We start from the raw sequence: 20,546 nt of genomic DNA, 5'->3' as shown, positions 1-20,546 counted from the left end.
CCGTCTCATGGTATAATAAAGTCGAATTTCGGTAGAACGTGACGAGTACCGAACTTTTTTGGAGGGGCGCATGTACACCAGCAGCAAGCTTCGCATTTTCTCAGGATCGTCCAATCCGCTTCTGGCCGAGAACATCGCAAGCCATCTCGGATTGCCGCTTGGGAAAATCAAGCTTTCCCGTTTCAAGAGCGGGGAAGTTTATGTCCATTACGAGGAGACGATCCGCAACTGCGACGTGTTCCTCGTGCAGTCTTTTTCCCACCCGATCAACGATTACTTCGTCGAATTGCTCGTCATGATCGACGCGGCCAAGCGGGCGTCGGCGCGGACGATCAACGTCGTGCTGCCGTATTACGGCTATGCCCGGCAGGAACGCAAGGCGGCGCCTCGCGAGCCGATCTCGGCGAAGATGGTGGCGGACGTTCTGACGACGGTAGGCGCGCACCGGATCGTGACGATCGATCTGCACGCCGCGGCGATCCAGGGATTTTTCAACATTCCCGTCGATCACCTGACCGCGCTCGATCTCATCAGCGATTACCTCAAGGCGAAGAACATCCCGAATCCCGTCGTCGTTTCGCCGGACGCCGGACGCGCCTCTACGGCGGAGAAGCTGGCGAACCAACTCGATTCTCCTTTCGCGATCATGATCAAGAAAAGGCCGGCGCATAACGAGTCGGTCATTACCCACGTCATCGGGGACGTCCAGGGGCAGACGCCGATCATTATCGAGGACCTGATCGATACGGGTACGACGATCGTCAATGTCGTCGAAGGCTTGAAGGAACGCGGCGCCGAAGACGTGTACGTCTGCGCGACGCATCCGCTGTTCTCGGGAGACGCGTTGCGCAAGCTCGACCACCCGAGCATTCGCGAGGTCGTCGTCACCGACACGATCCTGCTGCCGAACGACCGCTCGCCGCGGTTCAAGACGCTGTCCGTCGCCCCCATGCTGTCGGAAGCGATCCGCATCATCATGGAAGGCGGCTCGATCAGCACGCTGTTCAAGAACGCGGGCGTGTGAACCTGTGATTGCTTCCCGTACCGCAGCATAGCGCCTTATGGAGAGACTTCGCTCTCCGCGCCGCTTATTTACCGAGCGGGCGGGGAGCTTTTTATCTTTAGGGCGCCGCCTGACGCCGTTGCCTAGGCAAGCCCTGTCGGTCTTTTTGTTTTAAGGAACGCTCGCGCTGTGTTATAATCGGAATGACGCGACCGGCGCAGCCGGCATTTTTGAACGGGCTTATGCACGAAGAGAAAGAACGGAAGAACGACCAACCGGGGAGGTGCCTTGCCTGTGAGTCAACGTAAGCATGCGATGAAAACCCGACGTCCGAAGGTGATTCCTTTTTCTTTGGACGCGACATTTTTCTTTGAAAGGGCCGTTCAGTCGCTGGACCGTTACCATTACGACAAGGCACTGAAGTATTTCCGCCGCGCGGTCGAATACGAGCCGGACAATCCGGTCAACCACTGCAACATGGCCGGAATCCTGTCGGAGATGGGGCGCTACGAGGAGTCCAACGACGTGCTCCGTTCCGTGCTGGACCGGATCGATCCGGACATGACCGAGTGCTACTATTATCTCGCGAACAACTACGCCAACATGGAACTGTACGAGGCGGCGGAAGACGCATTGGTCCGCTACCTCGAGAACGATGCCGAAGGCCAGTTTCTCGAAGAGGCCGACGAATTGCTCGACTTGCTCCATTACGAGCTGAACCGGCCGACGAAGCTGTCGACGATCAAGTCCAAGGAGAACCTGTTCGACCACGACAGGGCGCGCGAGCTGCTGGAAGCGGGCCGGTTCTCGGAGGCGGTTCGCCTGCTGGAAGATATTATCGTCCGTCAGCCCGACTTTCTCGCGGCCCGGAACAATCTCGGATTGGCATACTACTACATGGGATTGTTCGACAAGTCGGTCCAGACGATCTCCGAGGTGCTCGAGGCGGAGCCGGGCAATCTGCACGCGCTCTGCAATCTGGCGATCTTTTATCAGCATTCGAATAAAGCGAAGCAGCTGGCCCGCTTGATGGAAGTGCTGCGCAAGACGGTGCCTTTCCACCCCGAGCACGTGTTCAAGCTGGCGACGACGCTTGGCATCGTAGGGGAGCATCACGCGGCGTACCGCCATTTCCGCAGGCTGCTCCGGACCGGGGAGCTGACGGGCGAGCCGAGCTTGCACCATTTCGCCGCTGTCGCCGCCGCCAACATCGGCCGCTACGACGAGGCGCAGCGGTTCTGGCAGCAGGCGGAGCGTCTCGATCCGGAGTCCGAGGTGCCTCCGTTCTACCTGCGGAAGCTGGAGCGAATCCGAACCGGCGAGGAAACTCCGCCTACGCATTATCACTTCCACCTTCCGTTCGACGAACAGTTCCGGAAGTGGGAGAGGTCGCCGGAGATGGTGTCCGAAGCGTTGAAGCGGGACCCGCTGATCCGCTCGTCCTTCTTCTGGGCGCTTCGGCACGGCGACCGCCGCACGAAGACGCAGGTCATTCAGGCGCTCGGCCTCGTGGCCGACGACGAAGTGATCGACGCGCTCAAGGCGTTCCTCGTCGATCCCGGAGAGGACGACGAGATCAAACGCGTCGCCGTGCTGGTGCTCCGCTCGATCGGGCTTCAGGATCCGCTCACCGTCGCGTTCAGCGGCCGGACGCTGACCTTGGAAGCCCGCCGGCGAACGGCCCGGCTTCCGGTGTGGGATACGGCTTGGCAGCACGTGCTGGAGAAAGCGATGGAGCAGATGTCAGGACTCTACGACGTCGTGCAGCAGCATGACATGATGACGCTGTGGGTCGATTATCTGTCCCGCGTCTATCCGCAGGTGCCCAAATTGCGCAACGCCGAAGGCTGGGCCGCGGCGCTCGAATACTGGACGGCGAAGATGCATCGGCAGACGATCACGTACTCCGACCTCGTCCGCCGTTACGGCGCTTCGCAGGCGAGCATCAGCCGGTACGCGAACCGGATCGACGAAGCGTGCGGCATCCGGGAGAAACTGAAGATGTCGCTGAACCTGTCTTTGTTCAACGAACAAGGATAGGGGGCGCGCTTCGCGCAACCGTTCTATTTTTATCATGGCATGGGCTTGGCGTCCCGCTAGGGCGTGGCTTCAGGGGCTTAAGGAGGAGCAGAAACTATGTACAAGAGCATCATTATCGGAACGGGGCCTGCCGGACTGACGGCGGCCATTTATCTGGCTCGGGCGAATATGAACCCGCTCGTCATCGAAGGACCGGAGCCGGGCGGTCAGCTGACGACGACGACGGAAGTCGAGAACTTTCCGGGCTTTCCCGAGGGCATAATGGGTCCGGAGCTCATGACCAATATGCGCAAGCAAGCGGAGCGTTTCGGCGCCCAGTTCCGGACGGGATGGGTGAACTCGGTCGAGCTCGCCAAACGGCCGTTCAAGCTGCTGCTGGAAGGCGGAGAGACGCTGCAGGCGGAGTCGATCATCATCTCGACCGGCGCTTCGGCCAAGTATCTCGGCATTCCCGGGGAGAAGGACAACGTCGGCAGAGGCGTCAGCACCTGCGCGACTTGCGACGGCTTCTTCTTCCGCAACAAGAAGATTATCGTCGTCGGCGGAGGCGACTCGGCCATGGAAGAGGCGAATTTCCTGACCCGGTTCGCTTCGGAGCTGATGCTGGTGCACCGCCGCGAAGAGCTTCGCGCCTCCAAGATCATGCAGGATCGGGCTCGCGAGAACGAGAAGATCAGCTGGGGCCTGAATCGCACGCCTCTTGAAGTCATAGCGGGCGACCAAGGCGTAACCGGACTCAAAGTGAAAAACAATGACACGGGCGAGGAAGAGGTCATCGACGCGCAGGGAGTATTTATCGCGATCGGCCACACGCCGAACACGAAGTTCCTGGGCGGCCAGGTCGAGACCGACGAGCACGGCTACATCGTGACCAAGCCGGGCTCGTCGGAGACGAACGTGCCGGGCGTGTTCGCCTGCGGCGACGTGCAGGACACGAAGTATCGCCAGGCGATCACCGCCGCCGGGAGCGGCTGCATGGCCGCTCTGGACTGCGAGAAGTTCCTGGAAGGCTCGATGGTTCAGGATTGGAGCGTTTCGCTCGGATAAGCCCCTTCGACCCGGAGAGAGCGGTCCGGGGCGTTTCTCGGACCAAGTTTCATTATTCCATTTTCGAGGTGTCATCATCATGTCCCAAGCTTTATACGTTGGCGTCGACCTGGGCGGTACCGCCATCAAGGTCGGTTTGTGCAATGCCGCGGGGGATCTGCTTCGCCTATTCGAAGGTCCGACCCAAACGGAACAAGGAACGGAAACGATTCTTAACAATATCGCGGCATATGTGAAAGAGCTCGTTCCTCCCGGCACGCCGGAGTGGGAAGCCGTGGCGGGTGTCGGAATCGGAATCGCCGGATTTCTGGATATTCCGAACGGCATCATTCAATTCTCGGCGAATCTTCCCTTCCGGGACGTGCCGGCTAAGCAGATTATGGAGGAGAAGCTCGGCAAACCGGTCAAGATCAACAACGACGCCAACGTGGCCGCCCTTGGAGAAGCTTGGGGCGGCGCCGGACGCGGGGTGGATAATTGCGTCTGCTATACGCTGGGCACCGGCGTAGGCGGCGGAATCATCTTGAACGGACGCCTGATCGAAGGGTTCAGCGGAATGGCCGGCGAGCTCGGGCACATGTCGGTCGTGCCGGACCTGGAAGCGATCCAGTGCGGGTGCGGCCAGATGGGCTGCCTGGAGACGGTGTCTTCCGCGACCGGCATTATCCGGATGGCGAAGGATGCCGTTGAACGGGGCGATAAGACTTCGCTTGCGTACGTCGAGAACATCATGGCGAAGGAAGTGTTCGACGCGGCCAAGGATGGGGACGAAGCGGCTCAGCGGATCGTCAGCCGGGCGGCGTACTACCTGGGCAAATCGATGGCGGCCATCGCCGTCGTCGTCAATCCGCAGCGCTTTATTCTCGGCGGCGGCGTGAGCAAGGCCGGAGATTATCTGTTCGACCAGATCCGGGAAGTGTTCGTCAAGCTGACCCCGGAAGTGGCGAGCAGAGGGGTCGATATCGTCGCCGCGGAACTCGGCAACAACGCGGGAATCGTCGGCGCCGCGGGCCTGTTCCTTCGCGCGTGACGAAGCTGCGCCTGAGCCGCCCGACCGCCGGCGGACAGGCGCTTTATTTTAAGAATCAATAGTTCCGGGGCCCCCGCAAAGTACCTGAGTAAAACTTCGAAGCTTAGCGCCGCTTTGCGGGGCGTTTTGAAGGCAGCCTGTCGGCAGGGAGGAGAAAGCATGGAACCGTTAAACGCCAAACCGACGCTGATTATCGTGACGGGCATGTCCGGCGCCGGCAAGACGATCGCCGTTCAGAGCATGGAAGATTTGGGTTACTTCTGCGTCGACAATCTGCCCCCGGTGTTGATCCCGAAATTCGCGGAACTGATCGACCAATCGCAGGGCCGCATCGGCAAAGTCGCCCTCGTGATCGATCTGCGGGGACGCGAATTTTTTACGGCCTTATCCGAATCGCTCAACTACATTCGGGAGCACTACACGCTGCATAGCGAGATTCTGTTCCTGGACGCGACCGATTCGGTGCTCGTTCAGCGGTACAAGGAAAGCCGCAGGCGCCATCCGCTTTCTCCGGAAGGAATGCCGCTCGAGGGCATCCGGCTGGAGCGGACGCTGCTGGAGGACTTGAAAGGCTGGGCTACCCAAATCATCGATACGAGCAATCTGAAGCCGGCCCAGCTCAAGGAACGGATCATCTCGCGTTTCTCCAACCTGGACCGCAGCACGATCTCGATCAACGTGATTTCCTTCGGCTTCAAGTATGGCGTTCCGATCGACGCCGATCTGATCTTCGACGTCCGCTTCCTGCCCAATCCGCACTACGTCGAGAACCTGCGGCCGCTGACCGGTCAGGATCCGGACGTGTACGACTACGTCATGAAATGGCCGGAGACGCAGACGTTCCTGGCAAAACTGCTCGATATGCTCCAGTACCTCATCCCGCTATACCATAAGGAAGGCAAGAGCCAACTCGTCATCGGCATCGGCTGCACCGGAGGCAAGCACCGGTCGGTGGCGCTGGCGGAATATCTGGGCCGCATGCTCGGAACGAGCGAGACCGAGACGGTGCGGGTGAGCCACCGCGATTCCGATCGCGAGCGACATGGTTGAGGTGAGGGGATGGGATTGACGAAATCCAAGGGACGGGTACCCCGTATCGTCGTGATCGGCGGCGGAACCGGGTTGTCCGTCATGCTGAGAGGACTCAAGCAGAAACCTCTCGATATTACGGCGATCGTGACCGTCGCCGACGACGGAGGGAGCTCCGGCATTCTGCGAGAGGAGCTGCAGATGCCGCCGCCGGGGGACATACGCAGCGTGCTGGCGGCCCTGGCCGAAGCCGAACCTCTGCTGGCCGACATGCTTTCTTACCGTTTTAACAACGGGAAGGGATTGGCGGGCCATAGTCTGGGCAACCTGATTCTGGCAGCGATGACCGACATTACCGGCGATTTCGTGACCGGGATTCGGGAGTTGAGCCGGGTTCTGGCCGTCCGGGGGCGCGTGCTGCCCGCGGCGAACCAGGCGATCGTGCTCAAAGCCGAGATGGCGGACGGGACGGTCGTGACCGGCGAGTCTTCCATTCCCAAGGCGGGCGGTTCGATCGCCCGGGTGTTCATCGAGCCGGCCGAAGTGGAGCCGCTTCCGGAAGCGGTGGAAGCGATCGAGCAGGCGGACGCGATTCTGATGGGGCCGGGCAGCTTGTACACCAGCATCATTCCCAATCTGCTCGTGCCCAAGCTTGCCGCGGCGATCGTTCGCAGCTGCGCCGTCAAAATTTTCGTATGCAACGTGATGACACAGCCGGGAGAGACCGACAACTACACGGTAAGCAATCATCTTGACGCCATTCAGGCGCATATCGGGCATCAAATATTCGATTATGTCATCGTCAACGACGGGGAAATTCCGACCCAGGTACACACGATGTATGCCGAGCAGGGTTCCAAAGCCGTCCATGTCGACATGGATGAAGTGACCCGCCGGGGCTACAAAGTGATCGCGGATACGCTCGTGCTGTTCCGAACTTACTTGCGGCACGACGCTTCCAAGCTGAGTCAACACATTTATCAGCTGGTGTCGGATTGGATGGAAAGAAAGGGGTGAGTGCCCGTGTCCTTCGCGGCGCAAACCAAGAAAGAGCTGACGCTGGTGGACGCGGAGCCTTGCTGCGAGCGAGCCGAGCTGTCGGCGCTGATTCGGATGAACGGCGCCGTTCAGCTCACCAACAAGCGAATCGTGCTGGATATTTCGACCGAGAATGCCGCGATCGCCAGGCGGATCTATACGCTGCTGAAGCGGCATCATGACGTGCCGACGGAGCTGTTGGTCCGCAAGAAAATGCGCTTGAAAAAGAACAACGTGTATGTGGTTCGGGTTCCGGCCGGCGTCGAGCCGCTCCTGAAGGAACTGGAGATCGCCGGCTCCGGCTTCCAGTTCCACCCGTCCATCGACAAGGAACTGGTTCGCAAGCCCTGCTGCAAGCGGGCGTACTTGAGAGGGGCGTTCCTCGCCGGCGGATCCGTCAACAATCCGGAGGGTTCCTCGTACCATCTGGAGATCGCTTCGATGTATGAGGAGCATTGCCGAGCGCTTGTCGATCTGGCCAACAAGTTCCATCTGAACGCCCGGTTTATCGAGCGGAAGAAAGGCTTCATCTTCTACATCAAGGAAGGCGAGAAGATCATCGAATTCCTGAGCATCATCGGCGCGCACCAGGCGTTGTTCAAGTTCGAGGATGTAAGGATCATGCGCGATATGCGCAACTCCGTCAACCGCATCGTCAACTGCGAGACGGCGAACCTGAACAAGACGATCGGGGCGGCCGTGAGGCAGATTGACAACATCAAGCTGCTGGAGAAGGAAGTCGGCTTGGAAAACTTGCCGGACAAGCTGCGCGAGGTGGCGGAGATCCGGCTGAAGCATCCCGATCTGAACCTCAAAGAGGTCGGAGATATGCTAAAGGGCCAGGTGAGCAAGTCCGGGGTAAACCACCGCTTGCGCAAGATCGACGAGTGGGCGGAAAAAATCCGGAACGGCGGAGCATAAGCGTCTGGCGTAAACGTTGTCAACAATGCTATAATAGGTGACAGACCTTAAGCGGAAAATGAATGAAAGATAGGGGGTATCCGTTCCATGACGAAACAGCCGGTGGTTGTTCGGCTTAAAACGGGGCTTCACGCCAGACCGGCGGCTTTATTCGTGCAAGAAGCCAATAAATTCTCCTCCGACGTCTTTGTGGAGAAGGACGACAAGAAAGTCAACGCCAAGAGCATCATGGGGATCATGAGCCTTGCGATCAGTTCGGGTACCGAGGTCGCCATCAGCGCGGAAGGGTCCGACGCCGAGCAGGCCGTAACGGCATTGGTCCAGTTGGTCAGCAAGGAAGAACTCGAGAATCAATAAAGCTGTTGAAGCCGCTCTAAGCTCCCGCAGGGGGCTTTTTGCATTTTTTTTGCAGTTTTGCGGCGGAGGCTGCAACATTGGGCCGTCCCTTTGCGTCGGGTAGACAAAACATGGAAAGGGGATTGGGAAAAGCATGCGCAAACTCGGATGGCAAGCGCCGGCGATCGTGCTGGCGGCCGTGCTGGTCGGCTGGCTTGGATTCGGAGGCGGCGGCAAAGGGGAGGTCGGTACGGTGTCGGCGGAGACGACGAACGCGGGAGCGGCGTCCGCCATGGCGGGAGTGACAGGCTCGGCGGTCAATACGATCACGGTCGGCGCGGAAGGCTCCGTCAAGGTGGAGCCGGACGTCGCTTACGTGAACTTCACGGTCGAGACGAGAGGCAAGACGGCGCAGGAAGCGCAACAGGCGAACGCGGATGCATTCGCATCGGTGGAGAAGGTGCTGTACACGACCTATTCCATCGATAAGAAGGACGTGCAGACGACCGGCTTCAACGTGCAGCCCGAGTATAACTACACGGACAAGGACGGCCAGGTGCTCAAAGGCTATGTGGCCGACCATAACGTGCAGGTAACGTATCGCAAGCTGGAAGACGTCGGGAAGCTGATGGACGCGCTGTCCGCGGCCGGAGCGAACCGGATGAACGGCGTGACGTTCGATACGGAGAAGCGGGACCAGTACGAGCTGGACGCGCTCAAAAACGCGATGGCGAACGCCGCCGCGAAGGCCGGGGTTTTGGCGTCATCCGCCAACCGGCAGCTTGGCGTCGTGCTGAACGTCGTCCAGGGCGATGCCGATACGGTTCCGGTCGTTCAGTACGGAGCGATGGCCAAAGTCGCGGCCTCGGCCGATTCCGCCGCCTCGACGTCGGTGCAGGCGGGCCAGATCGAAGTGAATGCCAAAGTAACGGTTCAATACGAGATGAAGTAGCGGCGGGCGGTTTGCCGGAAGGTTACGCTGCAAAAAAACCTCTCGCGATTCGTTCCGCCCTGACGGGCGGCCGGTTCGCGAGAGGTTTCTTTTTTTGTTACGGCTTTTTCACGAGGACAGGCGCTTTGCGGTACTTCGTCGCTTGCTCGTAATCGTACGCCATGCCGAGAAGATCGGCCTCGCTCCACATCTTGCCGGTAAACGCCAGCTCGAACGGAGCGCCGCTCTTATAATAGCCGGCCGGGACGGTGACGAGCGGCACGCCGGCCAAGTTGATCTCGGAGACGGTCGTGGCGCCGATGTTGTCTTTGCTCGAGAGGAGCGGCGTTTCCTTGAACATCTGCGGATAGACGAACGCATCGAGATCGTACTTGTCCATGACGTCGTCGATGATCTGCAGCAGCTGGGTACGGGTATCGATGAAGGCGGACAGGTCCGGCTGGCTGTCGGGATCCGGCAATTTGCCTTTGTAGCGGTCGAATACCGAAGGGGTCTCGCCGGTCTTCTCGATCAGTTCCTCTACCGAATGGATCGCGGCGTTCGGACCTAGCCGCTTCAAGTAGTCCTCCATGTCGTAATAGACGGAGTCGATCCCGTTGGCCGCCGATTTTACCGTCGCGGCGAAGTCGGTGCCGGCGAACGGATTCGTCACGACGGTGGCGCCCTGCGCCTTCAATTCCTCGATGGCGCGATCGTAGAGCGCCTCCGTCTCCGGGGTCAGGCTCTGATCGCGCCAGCCCGGTCCGTACAAGCCGATTCGCTTGCCTTGCAGTTCTTCATTGTTCAGCTTATACGTGTAACCGTCCTCCGGAATGTTGCCGATGGACGCAACCGTCTTCGGATCCTCATGCGTGTAGCCGGCAATGACATTCAGCATCAAGGCCGCATCGCGCACGGTCCGGGCATGCGTGCCGATGACGTCGCGCGTGCTTCCGCCGAGCGGCACGACTCCGGCATTGGGCACAAGCCCGAACGTCGGCTTGATGCCGACCAGATTTTGCGCGGCGGCGGGATTCTGGATCGAGCCGCCGGTTTCCTCCGCGATGCCGAGCATCGCGAAGTTGCCCGAGACGGCCGTCGCCGTGCCGCTGCTGCTGCCGCCGGGGACGAGCTTGCGGTCGACGGCGTTGTACGTATCGCCGTCCCAGCTCGTCGATGCGCTGGTGCCGGAGCTGCTGAAGGCGGGGATGTTCGTCCGGCCGATGATGATCGCGCCGGCGGCCTTGAGGCGTGCGACGACGGGAGCGTCCTTCTCGGGAATGAGCTCGATGCCGCCTTTCTCCTTGCTGAGCGGCGCCCAGCCCATCGTCGAAGGGAAGCCGGCCATGTCCACCGCTTCCTTGATGACGATCGGCACGCCGGCCAGCGATCCGAGCGTTTCGCCGGCCGCGCGGCGCCGATCGATATCCCGAGCCTCCTCCAGCGCTTTGGAGTTCATCGTCGTGAAGGCGTTATAGTTCGATTCGTAAGTGCCGATTCGATCCAGATAAGCCTGCACGACCTGTTCGGTCGTATAATCGCCGTTCTTGTAGCCGGCTTGAAGCTCATCGAGCGTAATCTCTTCGAACGGGAACGACGAGGCCGTTCCGGCCGCATTGGCCGAGGCTAGCGGGAACAGCAGGGTGAAGGCGAGGGTGAGAACGAGTGCGAGCGATAGGCGGTTTGGGAAGACGAACGATGAATGCCGATTCTTTATCATCTTTAGCTTAGCTCCTCCTTCGACATCTCGATAATCCCGTTTGCTTCGGCAGCAAAGGTGACCTTCTATCCGTCAGTCTGTTAAGTATCGATCCTCCTCTCTTCTCACAAAAACCTAACATAAAATAGAAAGGTTATGTGAGTCCATTCTAGTTAAATCCAAATTATATGTAAATATTTCTAACGTACTAAGTTAATTAGTATAATGGTGAGAGAAACGCAAGATTATTGTCGAAAAACAAATAAGCGCCTCCCTCGATGGGGGCGCGTGGATGGTGTCGGCTTTCTTGCTTATGCCTTAAGAGGATGCTCCAGCTGGCGAAGCTCGATCGCGTCCTCCAGTAATTCGATGAATTCGGCGGACAGGTTCATTCTCTTCGCTTCCCGATATACTTCCAGCAGATGCTCGTCCTTCAGGGGACGGAGCAACGACGCTTTGTCGCTTAGGCTGCGGGCGGAAATCATATTCGGTTGGTCCAAAGGGATTCGGTTGCCGGCACTCTTCGAAGACGGAACCAGGCGAATCGATTGTAGACGGCTCATGAGGAGATCCCCCTTTCGCGGGATTTCTAGTCCGTAGCTAGATATGGTTGTATATGGAATCTCTCCAAAACCAGCATACCATGTCGCGGCCGTCTCGCAGAGGGGGGATTCAGATTTTCGAATTTCTGTTGACACGACGACCAAGGTGTGGTAAGGCCCCTCGCCGGCTAAAGCGGCAAGGGGCCCTGAGTTGCTGCGCTTCTTTTTCCGCGCTTCCTTACAGCTTCTCGATCACTTTATCGACGAGTCCGTACTTGACGGCTTCCTCGGCTTCCATAAAGTTGTCGCGGTCCGTATCCTTCTCGATCTTCTCGAGCGGCTGGCCGGTGCGCTCGGACAAGATGCGGTTCAACTTGTCGCGCATCTTGAGAATGCGGCGGGCGCGAATCTCGATATCGCTTGCCTGGCCTTCCGCGCCTCCCAGCGGCTGATGGATCATTACTTCGCTGTTGGGCAGGGCATACCGCTTGCCCTTGGCGCCCGCCGTCAGAAGGAAAGCGCCCATGGACGCGGCCATGCCGACGCAGATGGTGGAGACGTCCGGCTTAATGAATTGCATCGTATCGTAAATGGCCATGCCAGCCGTAATCGACCCGCCGGGCGAGTTGATATACAAGCTGATATCCTTCTCCGGATCGTCCGCCGCCAGGAACAGCATCTGGGCGATGATCGAGTTGGCGACGACGTCATTGACTTGCGTGCCAAGGAAAATGATTCGGTCCTTGAGGAGACGGGAATAAATATCGTAAGCGCGTTCTCCCCTGTTGTTCTGTTCGATGACCATAGGGACGAAACTCATGCGGCGATTCCTCCTTTTGATAATGGGGTGACTTCATTCTAATGGATCGGTCTTTAAAAGTCAAAGAAAGTCAAACAAGCGGCAAAAGAAAAAACGACCTGATGATCAAGCCGCTTCGGTTTCTAATCCATATGGCGCGCCCGTAGGGAATCGAACCCCAATCTCAGGCTCCGGAGGCCTGCGTCATATCCGTTGGACCACGGGCGCATGACTGATAATGCGACAGCAAGAGTTATTATAGGGGATACGGAAGGAAAAAGCAAGCCCATACCGCAAAGGAATCGCGGCAATATTTTGAACCATGTGCCCTTGCAAGAAGCGGCGACTTTCGCTAAAATAAAGGCGTGGGACTTAAATGGATGTAGCGGGACGTTTCACGTCCAGCCAATCCGCCCGCAATCGTGCCGAGGCCAACCGGCATCAGGGAGGCCCAAACTTTGCGGAATATCCTTCACATTCAGAAGCAGCTGGTGCCCGACGTGCTGCAGGTGCTGCAGAAACGTTACGATATTCTGCATCGCATCCTGGTCGCGGGCACGATGGGGCGCCGGGCGCTGGCGACAAGCCTCGACTTGACGGAGCGGACGCTTCGCGCGGAACTCGACCTGCTTCGCGAGCAGGGGCTGCTCGACGCCGGAACGGCGGGCATGACGCTTACCGAAGCGGGCCGGCGGCTGCTCGAAGAGATGGAGCCGATCGTCAAGGACCTGTTCGGCCTGTCCGAGCTGGAAGAGGCGATTCGCTGCCGTTTCGGCTTGCGCAAGGTCGTCGTCGTGCCGGGCGACTCGGACGTCTCGGACGAGGTCAAGCGCGAGCTGGGCCGGGCGGGCAGCCGCGTGCTGAGCCAGTCGCTGTCCCCGGGAGACATCGTCGCCGTCATGGGCGGAACGACGATGGCCCGCATGGCGTCCCACTTCAAGGTGAGCGCGCCGCTCGCCGACAACTGGTTCGTCCCCGCCAGAGGCGGATTGGGCGAGAGCGTCGAGTATCAGGCGAACACGATCGCTTCCGAGCTCGCGAAACGGACGGGGGCTCGGTACCGGATGCTGCACGTGCCCGATCACCTGAGCGAGGAAGCCTATCAGACGATGATGCAGGAGCCCAACGTGCGGGAAGTCGTGGACATGATCCGAGGCGCCCGCATCGTCGTGCACGGCATCGGGGACGCGGCGACGATGGCGCGACGGCGCAAGCTCGACGAAGACACGTTGCGCGAGCTGGTCAAGGACGGCGCGCTGGCGGAAGCGTTCGGCTATTACTTCGACCGGGACGGCGCCGTCGTGCACCGCATGGCGACCGCCGGGCTGCGGCTCGAAGATATCGAAGCCGCCGGGACCGTCATCGGCCTGGCCGGCGGCCGCAGCAAGGGAGAAGCGATCGCGGCGGTCATGCGGTTCGGGCACGACGACGTGCTGGTCACCGACGAAGCCGCCGCCGAGGAAGTGCTTCGCCGCTCGTAGCGGCGGACGCTTCCTCTTGGAACAAGTGGTCTTGGCGCATCCTTGCGCCTGCTATAGATCAAAATAAAACATTGATCTTCAAGGAGGAAACCATCATGGTGAAAATCGGTATCAATGGTTTTGGACGCATCGGCCGGAACGTTTTCCGCGCTTCCCTGAACAACCCGAACGTCGAAGTGGTCGCCATCAACGACCTGACGGACGTAAATACGCTGGCTCATCTGCTCAAATACGACACGACGCACGGACGCCTCAAAGGAACGGTGGAAGTCGCTGAAGGCGCGCTGATCGTCAACGGCAAGACGGTAAAAGTATTCGCGGAGCGCGACCCGGGCAACCTGCCGTGGGCTTCCGTCGGCGCCGAGATCGTCGTCGAATCGACCGGTATCTTCACCGCGAAGGAGAAGGCCGAGCTTCACCTGAAGGGCGGCGCGAAGAAGGTTATCATCTCCGCTCCGGCAACGAACGAAGACATCACGATCGTTATGGGCGTCAACAACGACAAGTACGATCCGGCTCAACACACGATCATCTCCAACGCTTCCTGTACGACGAACTGTCTCGCTCCTTTCACCAAAGTGCTGAACGACCAATTCGGCATCGTCAAGGGCATGATGACGACGGTTCACTCCTATACGAACGACCAGCAAGTGCTGGACCTGCCGCATAAGGACCTGCGCCGCGCTCGCGCTGCCGCGGAGAACATTATCCCGTCCTCCACGGGAGCTGCCAAGGCGATCGGCCTCGTGCTGCCGGAGCTTAAGGGCAAGCTGAACGGCATGTCGATGCGCGTGCCGACGAAGAACGTCTCCGTTACGGACCTCGTCGCCGAGCTGAAGGTATCCGTCACCGCCGAAGAAGTGAACGCCGCGCTGAAAGCCGCTGCGGACGGCCCGCTCAAAGGCATCCTGAACTACAGCGACGAGCCGCTCGTATCGAGCGACTACAACGGCGATCCGGCTTCTTCCACGATCGACGCGCTGTCCACGATGGTCGTCGAAGGCAACATGGTCAAGGTCGTCTCCTGGTACGACAACGAGTGGGGCTACTCCAACCGCGTCGTCGACCTGGCTGCTTTCGTCGCCAGCAAAGGCCTCTAAGCCTCAGAATCATATCCGGAACATTAAAGAGGAGACTTCGCGCTCCTCTTTAAATCCGTTTTTGCGCCAGACGAATTTAGCAGGAGGTTAGAGAGCCGACCATGAATAAGAAAAGCGTACGAGACATCGACGTCAAAGGCAAAAAAGTGTTTGTCCGCGTTGACTTCAACGTGCCCCTCGAGAACGGGGCCATCACTGACGATACGCGGATCCGCGAGACGCTGCCGACGATCCGCTTCCTGATCGAGAAAGGCGCCAAGATCATTCTCGCCAGCCACCTCGGCCGTCCGAATGGGCAAGTCGTCGAAGAGCTGCGCCTGACTCCCGTAGCGGCCCGCCTGTCCGAGCTGCTCGGCAAGCCGGTCGCCAAGGCGAACGAAGCCGCGGGCGAAGCGGTGAAGGCGCAAGCTGACGCCCTGAACGAAGGCGACGTTCTGCTGCTGGAGAACGTCCGTTTCTATGAAGGCGAAGAGAAGAACGATCCGGCGCTGGCCAAGGCGTTCGCCGAATTGGCGGACGTGTTCGTCAACGACGCGTTCGGCGCCGCTCACCGCGCGCATGCTTCCACCGAAGGCATCGCCCACCACCTGCCGGCCGTATCCGGCTTGCTGATGGAGAAGGAGTTGGACGTGCTCGGCAAAGCGCTCAACAATCCGGACCGTCCGTTCACCGCCATCGTCGGCGGCTCCAAGGTCAAAGACAAGATTGACGTCATTAACAAAATGATCGAGATCGCCGACAACATCCTGATCGGCGGCGGCCTCTCGTATACGTTTTTCAAAGCGCAAGGCTACGAGATCGGCCAATCTCTGTGCGACGATTCCAAGCTGGATCTGACGCTGGAATTCATCGAGAAGGCGAAGAAGCTCGGCAAGAAGCTGTATCTGCCGGTCGACGTGGTCGTGTCCGACGATTTCAGCGCGAGCGCGAACACGAATATCGTCGGAGTGGACGGCATTCCATCCGACTGGGAAGGCATCGACATCGGGCCGAAAACCCGCGAGATCTACGCGGACGTTATCAAGAACTCCAAGCTCGTCGTCTGGAACGGACCGATGGGCGTGTTCGAGATCGAGCCGTTCTCGCACGGCACGCGCACGGTGGCGCAAGCTTGCGCCGACACTTCCGCCTATACGGTTATCGGCGGCGGCGACTCCGCGGCGGCGGCCGAGAAATTCCACCTGGCCGACAAGATGGACCATATTTCCACCGGCGGCGGCGCTTCTCTCGAATTTATGGAAGGCAAAGCTCTTCCCGGCGTCGTGGCGCTGAACGACAAGTGAGGCGGAGGTAGACGATGAGCAGAACACCGATTATCGCAGGCAACTGGAAAATGTTCAAGACCGCGGCGGAGGCCGTCGCATTCGTCGGCGAAGTGAAGGGCAAGGCGGAAGTGGCCGGCGTCGAGAGCGTCATTTGCGCTCCGTTCACCGCGCTTCCCGCTCTCGTGGAAGCGGTCAAGGGAACGTCGCTGAAGGTCGGCGCGCAAAACCTTCACTTCGAAGACAACGGCGCGTTCACCGGCGAGATCAGCGGCATCATGCTGAAGGACCTCGGCGTCGACTACGTCATCGTCGGACACTCGGAGCGCCGCCAGTATTTCGCCGAGACGGACGAGACGGTGAACAAGAAGCTGCATGCGGCGTTCAAGCACGGCCTCACGCCGATCCTGTGCGTCGGCGAGAAGCTGGAAGAACGCGAAGCCGGCAAGACGAACGACGTGAACCGCACGCAGACGGTCGCGGCGCTGGCCGGACTGAACGCAGAGCAAGCATCCCAAGTCGTCATCGCTTACGAGCCGATCTGGGCGATCGGAACGGGCAAGTCCTCGACGGCGACGGATGCGAACGATGCGATCTCCTACATCCGCAGCGTCGTCGGCGAGCTGTACGGCGCCGAAGTCGCGGGCAAGATCCGCATTCAATACGGCGGCAGCGTAAAGCCGAACAACGTGGCCGAGTATATGGGCCAATCCGACATCGACGGCGCCCTTGTAGGCGGCGCCAGCCTGGAACCGGCTTCCTACGTGGCGTTGGTCGAGGGGGCGAAGTAAGATGGCGGCACCGAAACCGGTCGCGCTGATCATCCTGGACGGCTTCGGCTTGCGCGAGGAGACGCACGGCAACGCCGTGGCCCAAGCGAACAAGCCGAACTTCGACCGTCTGTGGGCGACCTATCCGCACACGCAATTGACGGCGCAAGGGGAAGCGGTCGGCCTGCCGGAAGGGCAGATGGGCAACTCCGAGGTCGGCCATCTGAACATCGGCGCGGGCCGCATCGTTTACCAGGATCTGACCCGGATTACGAAGTCGATCCGCGAAGGCGACTTTTTCACGAACGAGACGCTGCTCGGCGCGGTTCGCCACGCCAAGCAGAACGGCAAGAAGCTGCATCTGTACGGTCTGCTGTCGGACGGCGGCGTGCACAGCCACATCGCCCACTGCTTCGCCCTGCTGGAACTGGCGAAGAAGGAAGGGCTCGGCGAAGTGTACATCCACGCGTTCCTGGACGGCCGGGACGTCGCGCCGGACAGCGCGATCGGCTATCTGACGCAGCTGCAGGAGAAAATCACGGAGCTCGGCGTCGGCCGCATCGCGACGGTTCAAGGCCGCTACTACGCCATGGACCGCGACAAGCGTTGGGACCGCGTCGAGAAGTCGTACCGCGCGATGGTCTACGGCGAAGGACCTGCCTATACGGATCCGATTAAGGCCGTTAAAGATTCCTACGAGCAATCGGTCATGGACGAGTTCGTCGTGCCGACGGTCATCGTCGGAGCGGACGGCAAGCCGGTCGGACTGGTCGAGTCGGAGGACGCGGTCGTGTTCTTCAACTTCCGCCCGGACCGCGCGATTCAGCTGTCCAACGTATTCACCAACGAAGATTTCCGCGGCTTCGAACGCGGAGACAAGTTCCCGAAGAACTTGTACTTCGTCTGCCTGACGCTGTTCTCCGAGACGGTCGGCGGCTATGTCGCCTACAAGCCGAAGGAGCTCGACAACACGTTGGGCGAAGTGCTGGTGCAGCAGGGCAAGGCGCAGCTTCGCATCGCCGAGACCGAGAAGTATCCGCACGTGACGTTCTTTTTCAGCGGGGGACGCGACGTTCAGCTTCCGGGCGAGACGCGCATCCTCATCAACTCGCCGAAGGTCGCGACTTACGACCTGCAGCCGGAGATGAGCGCTTACGAGGTCGCGGACGCCGCGGTGAAGGAGATCGAGGCGGAGAAGCACGACGCGATCATCCTCAATTTCGCGAATCCGGACATGGTCGGCCATTCCGGCATGCTGGAGCCGACGATCAAGGCGGTCGAAGCGACCGACGAATGCCTGGGCAAAGTCGTCGACGCCATCCTCGCGAAGGGCGGCGTGGCCGTCATCATCGCCGACCACGGCAACGCCGACATGGTCATCGACGATGCGGGCCGTCCGTTCACGGCGCATACGACCAATCCGGTGCCGTGCATCGTGACGAAGCAAGGCGTAACGCTGCGAGACGGCGGCATTCTGGCCGACGTCTCGCCGACGCTGCTGACGCTGCTCGAGCTTCCGCAGCCGAAGGAAATGACCGGCAAGTCGTTGATCAAGTAAACGCAAAGGTTCGCAACGTTTAACCCCATTTATTTTTCCAAAAGGAGATGTTTACTCATGACGATTATTTCCGACGTGTACGCACGCGAAGTATTGGACTCCCGCGGCAATCCGACCGTGGAAGTGGAAGTTACCCTCGAATCCGGCGGCTTCGGTTCCGCCATCGTTCCGTCCGGCGCCTCCACCGGCGCTCACGAAGCCGTTGAGCTTCGCGACGGCGACAAGAACCGCTACCTCGGCAAAGGCGTCGAGAAGGCAGTCGAGAACGTCAACAGCATCATCGCTCCGGAAATCATCGGCTACGACGCGCTCGACCAAGTCGCGATCGACCGCAAGATGATCGAGCTGGACGGCACGCCGAACAAAGGCAAGCTGGGCGCCAACGCGATCCTCGCCGTCTCCATCGCCGTCGCCCGCGCCGCGGCCGACGCGCTGGACATGCCGCTGTCCGCTTACCTGGGCGGCTTCAACGCCAAGACGCTGCCGGTTCCGATGATGAACATCGTGAACGGCGGCGCTCACGCCGACAACAACGTCGACGTGCAAGAGTTCATGGTTCTGCCGGTCGGCGCTCCTTCCTTCAAGGAAGCTCTGCGCACGGGCGCGGAAATTTTCCACTCTCTGAAGAGCGTTCTGAAATCCAAGGGCCTGAACACGGCCGTCGGCGACGAAGGCGGCTTCGCTCCGAACTTCGGCTCCAACGAAGAAGCGCTGTCGACGATCATCGAAGCGATCGAGAAGGCCGGCTACAAGCCGGGCGTCGATGTGTTCCTGGGCATGGACGTCGCGTCCACCGAGTTCTACAAGGACGGCAAGTACCATCTCGAAGGCGAAGGCAAGTCCTTCACCTCGGCTGAGTTCGTCGACCTGCTCGCCAGCTGGGTTGACAAGTATCCGCTGATCACGATCGAAGACGGCTGCTCCGAAGACGACTGGGAAGGCTGGAAGCTGCTGACCGACCGTCTCGGCGGCAAGATCCAGCTCGTCGGCGACGACCTGTTCGTCACGAACACCGAGCGTCTGGCTGCCGGCATCGAGAAGGGCATCGGCAACTCGATTCTCGTCAAGGTGAACCAAATCGGCTCCCTGACCGAGACGTTCGACGCGATCGAGATGGCGAAGCGCGCCGGCTACACGGCCGTCATCTCCCACCGCTCCGGCGAGTCCGAGGACAGCACGATCGCCGACATCGCGGTCGCTACGAACGCGGGTCAGATCAAGACCGGCGCTCCGTCCCGTACGGACCGCGTCGCGAAGTACAACCAATTGCTGCGCCTGGAAGACCGCCTCGGCTCCACCGCCCAATACGCGGGCAAGAAGGCGTTCTACAACCTGCGCGACTTCAAATAATCGGAACACGGCAATAAAGACGAACCTTCTGCGCTTGCGCAGGGGTTCGTCTTTTTTTGCTCGTGGAGCTGCCTTGCTGCCGGCAGTCCTTCATCCGCTTATCCGTCGATATCCTTTTTCCTCAGGCGGCAGCTCTCATCTGCTTGCTTGATTTAACCTCGTTATCCCCTCGGCTCAGGAATCACCTCAAGCAGGCGTTCCCATTTTCCTTTCATTCGAAATCCCCGTCCCTCAGGAAGCTGCTTCTCTAATCGCTTAGTAATGGATCGTCTACACTAAGTTGGACAGAAAAAATGAGGGGGAGTAGAATAGATGAAACGATAAGGAGCGGATGAGCCGTGTCCCAACCCAGAAGGACCTTTACAGATGAATTTAAAAAACAGATGGTGCAGCTATTCGAGAACGGAAAATCGAGGTCCAGCATCGTCAAGGAGTATGGTTTAACGGCCTCCGCCCTGGACAGGTGGATTAGCCAAAGCCAGCAGACAGGATCCTTTTCGGCTAAGGATAATCGCACACCGGAAGAAAATGAACTGCTGTCACTGCGCAAGGAAGTTCAGCGTCTGCGGATGGAAAACGACATTTTAAAGCAAGCCGCGCTGATCATGGG

Annotated in this window: 18 protein-coding genes, 1 tRNA gene and 1 pseudogene; 16 read left to right on the top strand and 4 right to left on the bottom strand. The window is 59.7% G+C overall.

The features are described 5' to 3' along the window. Positions 1-70: 70 nt before the first annotated feature. The 9 genes from H7C18_RS31045 to H7C18_RS31005 all read left to right on the top strand — a co-directional run bounded on the left by H7C18_RS31045 (position 71) and on the right by H7C18_RS31005 (position 9,396). A complete protein-coding gene (locus tag H7C18_RS31045) occupies positions 71-1,024 on the top strand; it encodes a ribose-phosphate diphosphokinase (RefSeq protein WP_185133015.1) in 954 nt (317 codons plus the stop codon). Between the two features lie 273 nt (positions 1,025-1,297). Then, positions 1,298-3,043 (top strand): tetratricopeptide repeat protein, encoded by a 1,746-nt coding sequence (locus H7C18_RS31040; protein WP_420481897.1) that lies wholly within the window; start codon positions 1,298-1,300, stop codon positions 3,041-3,043. 96 nt (positions 3,044-3,139) lie between these two features. After that, positions 3,140-4,090 (top strand): thioredoxin-disulfide reductase, encoded by a 951-nt coding sequence (gene trxB / locus H7C18_RS31035; protein WP_185133014.1) that lies wholly within the window; start codon positions 3,140-3,142, stop codon positions 4,088-4,090. Positions 4,091-4,169: 79 nt separating this feature from the next. Next, positions 4,170-5,120, top strand: a complete 951-nt coding sequence (locus H7C18_RS31030; RefSeq protein ID WP_185133013.1) for an ROK family glucokinase — start codon at positions 4,170-4,172, stop codon at positions 5,118-5,120. A 159-nt stretch (positions 5,121-5,279) separates the two neighbouring features. Next, positions 5,280-6,170, top strand: a complete 891-nt coding sequence (gene rapZ / locus H7C18_RS31025) for an RNase adapter RapZ (protein ID WP_185133012.1) — start codon at positions 5,280-5,282, stop codon at positions 6,168-6,170. Positions 6,171-6,185: 15 nt separating this feature from the next. Next, the gene (locus H7C18_RS31020; protein WP_420481896.1) at positions 6,186-7,166 is read left to right on the top strand and encodes a gluconeogenesis factor YvcK family protein; all 981 of its coding nucleotides are present in this window, start codon (positions 6,186-6,188) and stop codon (positions 7,164-7,166) included. 6 nt (positions 7,167-7,172) lie between these two features. After that, positions 7,173-8,108, top strand: coding sequence for a DNA-binding protein WhiA (gene whiA / locus H7C18_RS31015; RefSeq protein ID WP_185133010.1), 936 nt, complete (start codon positions 7,173-7,175; stop codon positions 8,106-8,108). Between the two features lie 87 nt (positions 8,109-8,195). Next, positions 8,196-8,465, top strand: a complete 270-nt coding sequence (locus tag H7C18_RS31010) for an HPr family phosphocarrier protein (RefSeq protein WP_185133009.1) — start codon at positions 8,196-8,198, stop codon at positions 8,463-8,465. A 133-nt stretch (positions 8,466-8,598) separates the two neighbouring features. Beyond that, a complete protein-coding gene (locus tag H7C18_RS31005) occupies positions 8,599-9,396 on the top strand; it encodes an SIMPL domain-containing protein (protein WP_185133008.1) in 798 nt (265 codons plus the stop codon). Positions 9,397-9,493: 97 nt separating this feature from the next. On the opposite strand, the gene H7C18_RS31000 is transcribed toward H7C18_RS31005, so the two are convergent. The 4 genes from H7C18_RS31000 to H7C18_RS30985 all read right to left on the bottom strand — a co-directional run bounded on the left by H7C18_RS31000 (position 9,494) and on the right by H7C18_RS30985 (position 12,643). After that, positions 9,494-11,095 (bottom strand): amidase, encoded by a 1,602-nt coding sequence (locus H7C18_RS31000; protein WP_185133007.1) that lies wholly within the window; start codon positions 11,093-11,095, stop codon positions 9,494-9,496. 290 nt (positions 11,096-11,385) lie between these two features. After that, positions 11,386-11,637 carry a sporulation histidine kinase inhibitor Sda gene (gene sda, locus H7C18_RS30995; RefSeq protein WP_238358090.1) on the bottom strand — a complete coding sequence of 84 codons (252 nt, stop codon included), beginning with the start codon at positions 11,635-11,637 and terminating at the stop codon, positions 11,386-11,388. A 217-nt stretch (positions 11,638-11,854) separates the two neighbouring features. Continuing rightward, positions 11,855-12,436 carry an ATP-dependent Clp endopeptidase proteolytic subunit ClpP gene (clpP, locus tag H7C18_RS30990; protein ID WP_185133006.1) on the bottom strand — a complete coding sequence of 194 codons (582 nt, stop codon included), beginning with the start codon at positions 12,434-12,436 and terminating at the stop codon, positions 11,855-11,857. A 132-nt stretch (positions 12,437-12,568) separates the two neighbouring features. Then, positions 12,569-12,643 (bottom strand) — tRNA-Arg (locus tag H7C18_RS30985). Positions 12,644-12,873: 230 nt separating this feature from the next. Between H7C18_RS30985 and H7C18_RS30980 the strand changes: the two genes are divergently transcribed. From H7C18_RS30980 to H7C18_RS30950, 7 genes and pseudogenes are all read left to right on the top strand, one after another. Further along, entirely contained in the window at positions 12,874-13,896 is a 1,023-nt protein-coding gene (locus tag H7C18_RS30980; RefSeq protein WP_185133005.1) for a sugar-binding transcriptional regulator, read from the top strand. 95 nt (positions 13,897-13,991) lie between these two features. After that, on the top strand, positions 13,992-14,996 hold the full coding sequence (gene gap / locus H7C18_RS30975; protein ID WP_185133004.1) for a type I glyceraldehyde-3-phosphate dehydrogenase: 1,005 nt from the start codon (positions 13,992-13,994) through the stop codon (positions 14,994-14,996). A gap of 101 nt (positions 14,997-15,097) precedes the next feature. After that, on the top strand, positions 15,098-16,279 hold the full coding sequence (locus H7C18_RS30970; protein ID WP_185133003.1) for a phosphoglycerate kinase: 1,182 nt from the start codon (positions 15,098-15,100) through the stop codon (positions 16,277-16,279). A 14-nt stretch (positions 16,280-16,293) separates the two neighbouring features. Then, positions 16,294-17,049 (top strand): triose-phosphate isomerase, encoded by a 756-nt coding sequence (tpiA, locus tag H7C18_RS30965; RefSeq protein ID WP_185133002.1) that lies wholly within the window; start codon positions 16,294-16,296, stop codon positions 17,047-17,049. A gap of 1 nt (position 17,050) precedes the next feature. Next, on the top strand, positions 17,051-18,586 hold the full coding sequence (gene gpmI, locus H7C18_RS30960; RefSeq protein ID WP_185133001.1) for a 2,3-bisphosphoglycerate-independent phosphoglycerate mutase: 1,536 nt from the start codon (positions 17,051-17,053) through the stop codon (positions 18,584-18,586). 57 nt (positions 18,587-18,643) lie between these two features. Then, positions 18,644-19,936: a phosphopyruvate hydratase gene (gene eno, locus H7C18_RS30955; protein WP_185133000.1), complete on the top strand. Its 1,293-nt coding sequence runs from the start codon at positions 18,644-18,646 to the stop codon at positions 19,934-19,936. 383 nt (positions 19,937-20,319) lie between these two features. After that, a pseudogene (locus tag H7C18_RS30950) lies at positions 20,320-20,546 on the top strand (transposase); the annotation flags it as partial.

This window comes from Cohnella zeiphila, from assembly GCF_014212055.1.
In the GTDB taxonomy this organism is placed as follows: Bacteria; Bacillota; Bacilli; order Paenibacillales; family Paenibacillaceae; genus Cohnella; species Cohnella zeiphila.
The sequence above is the reverse complement of the archived record's forward strand: the minus strand, read 5'-3'. Positions and strand labels throughout refer to the sequence as shown.